We start from the raw sequence: 5,334 nt of genomic DNA, 5'->3' as shown, positions 1-5,334 counted from the left end.
GAAGTGGATATAACCCACACGGATATTAATAAATTAGCACTTTATGCCCGTTTGGGAGTGCCGGAATTATGGCGTTTTAATGGACAAATCTGGCGCATTTATCGGTTAGAAAAGGGGGTTTATCAGGAAGAAGAATTTAGTACGACTTTTCCCCTAGTTCCGAAAACTAAACTCTATGAATTTTTAGCCACTGCTAAAGAGGATGAAGTTAAAGCAGAAAAGAATTTAAGAGCATGGGTTGTCAGTCAACTAGCTAAAAATAATTAACTAGGGTTTGCTGAAAAAGTTTGTTGGTGGGGTTAGGAGCCGGTCGTCAGGAGTCAGGAGACAGGAGAATTAAGAATGAGTAATAATCAATTAAATGGTTTATTTAGAGATTTTCTGCCAGTTAATCTGGCTCTCCCCTACTTGTGGTCATAAGAAAAAGTTATGAAAAAGTCAGAGATTCAAATTTTCCTAGCTCACGCTAGTGAGGACAAACCAGCAGTTTTGGCACTGCATGAGCGCCTTAAGCAAGCGGGATATAAACCTTGGTTGGATAAAAAAGACCTGATTCCGGGTCAAATTTGGCGAGATGAAATTCCGAAAGCGATTAAAGCTAGTCAGATTTTTCTCGCCTGTCTGTCAGCGAAATCAGCTAATAAGCAGGGATACATCCAACGGGAGTTGAGGATTGCACTTGATACCTTGGGAGAGATGCTACCGGGGACAATTTTTTTTATTCCCATGAGGTTAGAAGAATGCGAAATTCCTGATCTGCGACTTGCAGAAGTTAGCTTGAATCTGCAAGATATTCACCGGCTTGATTATTGGCAAGAAGACGGATTTGAGCAACTAGAAAGAGCAATTGGCTATCAGTTCAAGCTTGAACCGGAAGAGCCAAAACAACTGTTATCAGTATTTAACTTTGAGGTGGTGGGAGTAAATGCGAAGGGTGAGCAAATTAGAAAAGAGTCGAAACAGTCCCAATATTTCAGGGAAGATTTGGGCAACGGCATCACCCTAGAAATGGTTGCCATCCCGGGGGGAACTTTCCTGATGGGAACAGAAGATGAGGAAATCGAAAGACTGGTTAAAAAATTTAATTGGGAAGGATTTAGAAGGGAAAGACCACAACATGAAGTAACTGTCCCACCCTTCTTTATGGGTAAATACCCCATCACCCAGGCCCAGTGGAAAGCGATCGCCTCTCGCACGGATTTAAAAGTTAAACAAGACCTTGATTTCAAGCCAGCCTATTTTAAAGACCGTCCCGATAGCGATCGCCGTCCCGTGGAACAAGTCAACTGGTACGATGCGATCGAGTTCTGTGCGAGATTATCAAAACTAACGGTTCGGGAATACCGACTACCGAGTGAAGCGGAATGGGAATACGCTTGTCGTGCTGGAACCACCACCCCGTTTTACTTTGGGGAAACCATTACGGGGGAATTGGCTAACTACAATGCCAGTAATACCTACGCCGATGAACCGAACGGAGAATATCGAAACGAAACAACTCGCGTGGGACAATTTCCCCCAAACGCCTTTGGACTGTACGATATGCACGGCAATGTCCGGGAGTGGTGCGCCGATACTTGGCACGATAACTATGACGGTGCGCCGACGGATGGCAGTGTCTGGATAGAAAATGGTAATGATAATCGTTCTCCTCTGCGGGGCGGTTCCTGGGGCTACAATCCTAATTACTGCCGTTCCGCGATTCGCTACGACTACTACTTCCGCCGCGTCAACCGCATCAACAATTACGGTTTTCGGGTAGCCTGCGTTTTCGGGAGAACTCTCTAACCCTTTTTCCTTTTTCCCCTTTTACCCTCATTCTCTATTTTTTCTTTTTTCTTTTCTTTCCCGCCCTTAGGCGGGTCGATTTTGTAGGGGCGAACTCGACCCATTTGGTCGATTTTTGCTTAACAATTGTCAAGGATTGTTAAGATGCGCTTACCCTGCACTTTTCCCCTAGTTCCCAAAACTAAACTCTAGGAATTTTTAGCCACTTCTAAAGAGGATTAAGTGAGGGCAGAAAAGAATTTAACTTAGTGTCAACAGACTTTTAAAAATTAGGTGGGCATTGCCCACCCTAATCTTAGGATGGCGGTTTGTAGGTAGAAGCAACGGATAATTCCTTTAATTGCTTCGCTGCCACTGTTGAAGGTGCAGAAGTGAGTAAACAACTAGCTTGCTGGGTTTTCGGGAAAGCAATCACATCGCGAATCGATTCTTCTCCCGCTAACAACATCACCAAGCGATCTAAACCGTAGGCGATGCCACCGTGGGGAGGGGTTCCGTATTCAAAAGCTTCTAACAAAAAGCCGAATTTATTATAGGCTTCCTCTGGGGATAGACCGATGGTAGCGAAGACTTTTTCCTGTACTTCCCGTTGATAGATCCGTAAACTGCCGCCACCGATTTCAATACCATTAAAAATCATATCGTAGGCGAGGGCGCGAGCGTGGGCTAGATCGTCTAAATCTTCGGGATTAGGGGCAGTGAAGGGGTGATGCAATGCTTCTAGGCGTTTTTCCTCGGCGTTGTATTCAAACATCGGGAAATCCGTCACCCAGAGGAGGTTGATTTTATCGGGATCAATTAATCCCAATTGTTCCCCTAAAACTAAGCGTAGGCGGGATAGGGATTTATTGACTGTATCGGTATCTCCCGCCCCAAATAAGAGCAGATGCCCCGGTTTTGCGCCAGTCTTCTCGATTAAAGCCTGTTTTTGTGCCTCTGTCAGGTTATCTTTAATCGCACCAATGGTATCAAAATCGTAATCTTCGCGCACGCGGATGTAGGCGATTCCCTTCGCACCCGCATCGGTGGCTTCTTTGAATAAATCCCCACCCGGTTTGATTCTGACGTTAGAAATCGCCTCGTTACCGTTGGGAATCGGTAAAACTTTCACCGTTCCCCCACTAGCGATCGCACCTGAAAACACCTTAAATCCCGAATCGGCAAAAATCTCCGCCACATTGACCAATTCCAAGCCAAAACGGGTATCGGGGCGATCGACCCCATAGCGATCCATAGCCTCAGCATAGGTTAAACGGGGCAGGGGCAGGCTTATATCGATATTTTTGACTTTTTTGAAGATATGAGCGATTAAAGCCTCATTCAGGGCTAAAATCTCGCTTAAGGAGAGAAAACTCATCTCCATATCCAACTGAGTAAATTCCGGTTGACGATCAGCACGCAGATCTTCATCGCGGAAACAGCGAGCGATTTGATAGTAGCGATCCATTCCCGACACCATTAATAATTGCTTAAATAGTTGCGGTGATTGGGGTAAAGCGTACCATTGGCCCGGGTTGACACGGGAAGGAACCAGATAATCCCGCGCCCCTTCGGGAGTCGATCGAGTTAAAATTGGCGTTTCCACTTCGATAAAATGCTGTTCATCTTCGAGAAAACGGCGCATTTCTTTGACAACTTGGTGACGTAGTTGTAAATTCTGACTCATACGCTCCCGGCGTAGGTCTAGATAACGGTATCGCAAGCGCACATCTTCCCGGACCGATTCACTTTCGGAACTGGAGACGACAAAAGGCAATTGTTTAGTAACCCCGTTGAGAATCTCGATGCTAGTGGCGTAAATTTCGATTTCTCCGGTGGCAATGCGCGGGTTAAGGGATTCGGTAGGCCTTTGACTGACTGTTCCCGTCACCTTGATAACATACTCGTTTCTGACGGTTTCAGCGATGGGATAGGAAGCGGGAGTTCGTTGGGGATCACTGACGATCTGGACAATACCACTGCGATCCCGTAGATCGATAAAAATAACGCCACCGTGATCGCGACGACGATCGACCCAACCGAAGAGGGTGACACTTTTTTCAATTTCGATCGCGCTAAGGTCGCCACAGTAGTGAGTTCGCATAGTCTAACTAGAGAATTACTTATATTACGAATGTAGTATAGAAAGGATGTGGCCAGAAAAAAATCAGACGGCCTTGCTCATTATGCCAGTATTTTGTCGCTCTTGTCCCCTTGTTTAGGGTATTTTTATGGTCTTCTAGTCCTCAGCTATCGGCTTTTCGCAGATGGGCTATAATCAACAAGGCTCCTCTAGCAGTTACCAATTTTGAACGATTAAAAACATGAATTGCTTAGAAAAAAAAATGGTGCAACTGTTAAGAGAACTCAGGGAAGATCACCATGTTTCAGGGGTAAAAGCGGAATTCGAGACGGAAGGAACCCGACTGACGGAAGCGATGCGGTTGAAAGAAATTAGTCTGAAAGCGGGGGTAGATTTTAATCTGAAAATCGCCGGTTGCGAAGCGATCAGAGATATCTTTGATGGGGTTAATTTAGGAGTTGATCGCTTGATTGCTCCCATGGTAGAAACAGCCTACGCTTTACAAAAATATCTGCGGGCAGCTAGGAGGATTTTAGCTGATCAAGGGGTGGAAGATGTGGAGTTATTGGTTAATATCGAAACGATTACTGCCTGTGATAATTTTCAGGAAATGTTGGCGATTCCAGAGATAAAATCTCTCCATGGTATCGTCATCGGACGGATGGATTTAGCCTGTTCTTTGGGATTAACTCGCCGGGATGTGAATAGCGAGCAAGTTTTGGATCTGGCTTTACCTTTGGCAAAAAAAGCTAAGGCTGCCGGTTTGACTGTTGCCATTGGGGGTGGAGTATCACTAGATTCTTTACCGTTTTTCAAAATGTTCTGCCAAGGACATTTTGACCGATTCGAGACGCGCAAAGTTATCTTTGATTGTCCCCAAGCTTTGGATAATTTTAGTTTAGCTTTCCAAAAGGCGATCGAGTTTGAATTACTCTGGCTAGAGAATAAAAAAAATTATTATGGTGCTATTGTTCGTGAAGATGACCAGCGTTTAGCAATCCTCCATGATTTACTTTTTGGTTAAAGATATTCGTCCTTCGATCGACCGCTCAAAACCTAGGCAGCAAAGTTATACGGATGTGGATTCATTGGCTCTTCTCGACTTTGTGTAATAATTTTTGCTTATGGAATTGTGAAATGCTTATCGGGCAAGACTTTTATGGCTGTTTTGCCGAAGAAACCATCAGTATAGACCTCGTTTCCACACAGAAACTAGAAGAGCCAAGAAAGCCACTTATTATGAATAACTTCTGTTAAGTAAGTAGTTATAATTAAATTGAAGATAGATTTTGCCTCTGATCCCCCCTGCACCCCTTGATAAGGGGGGTGCCGATAGGCGGGGGGATCCCCCCTGCCCCCCTTGATAAGCTATCCATTAGTCAGATCTTTCTTAACAAAAAGAGAAGAAACTTAAAAAAAGGGGAAACGATTGATAGGTATAGTTTTGAAAGAAGGAATTAAGGTGGAGGTAAGCAAAAAAATGG

Annotated in this window: 3 protein-coding genes and 1 pseudogene; 3 read left to right on the top strand and 1 reads right to left on the bottom strand. The window is 44.7% G+C overall.

Features of this window, described 5'->3' with window-relative positions:
* Nucleotides 1–267 (top strand): annotated as a pseudogene (locus IM507_RS17480) (Uma2 family endonuclease); the annotation flags it as partial.
* Between the two features lie 162 nt (nucleotides 268–429).
* Nucleotides 430–1,788: an SUMF1/EgtB/PvdO family nonheme iron enzyme gene (locus IM507_RS17475; RefSeq protein WP_123230119.1), complete on the top strand. Its 1,359-nt coding sequence runs from the start codon at nucleotides 430–432 to the stop codon at nucleotides 1,786–1,788.
* A 295-nt stretch (nucleotides 1,789–2,083) separates the two neighbouring features.
* Here the strand turns inward: IM507_RS17475 and aspS are convergent, their stop codons facing one another.
* A complete protein-coding gene (aspS, locus tag IM507_RS17470) occupies nucleotides 2,084–3,871 on the bottom strand; it encodes an aspartate--tRNA ligase (RefSeq protein ID WP_287637407.1) in 1,788 nt (595 codons plus the stop codon).
* Between the two features lie 220 nt (nucleotides 3,872–4,091).
* Here aspS and IM507_RS17465 point away from each other — a divergent pair, with 220 nt between their 5' ends.
* Entirely contained in the window at nucleotides 4,092–4,874 is a 783-nt protein-coding gene (locus IM507_RS17465; protein WP_069475703.1) for an aldolase/citrate lyase family protein, read from the top strand.
* Nucleotides 4,875–5,334 lie beyond the last annotated feature (460 nt).

The sequence above is a fragment of the Microcystis sp. M20BS1 genome, assembly GCF_020245305.1.
GTDB lineage: Bacteria > Cyanobacteriota > Cyanobacteriia > Cyanobacteriales > Microcystaceae > Microcystis > Microcystis ichthyoblabe_A.
This window is presented reverse-complemented; position numbering and strand designations above follow the sequence as displayed.

Excerpts from the sequence above, each read along its gene's own strand:
- IM507_RS17475 (WP_123230119.1), top strand. The coding sequence starts at position 430 with ATGAAAAAGTCAGAGATTCAAATTTTCCTAGCTCACGCTAGTGAGGAC.
- aspS (WP_287637407.1), bottom strand. The coding sequence starts at position 3,871 with ATGCGAACTCACTACTGTGGCGACCTTAGCGCGATCGAAATTGAAAAA.
- IM507_RS17465 (WP_069475703.1), top strand. The coding sequence starts at position 4,092 with ATGAATTGCTTAGAAAAAAAAATGGTGCAACTGTTAAGAGAACTCAGG.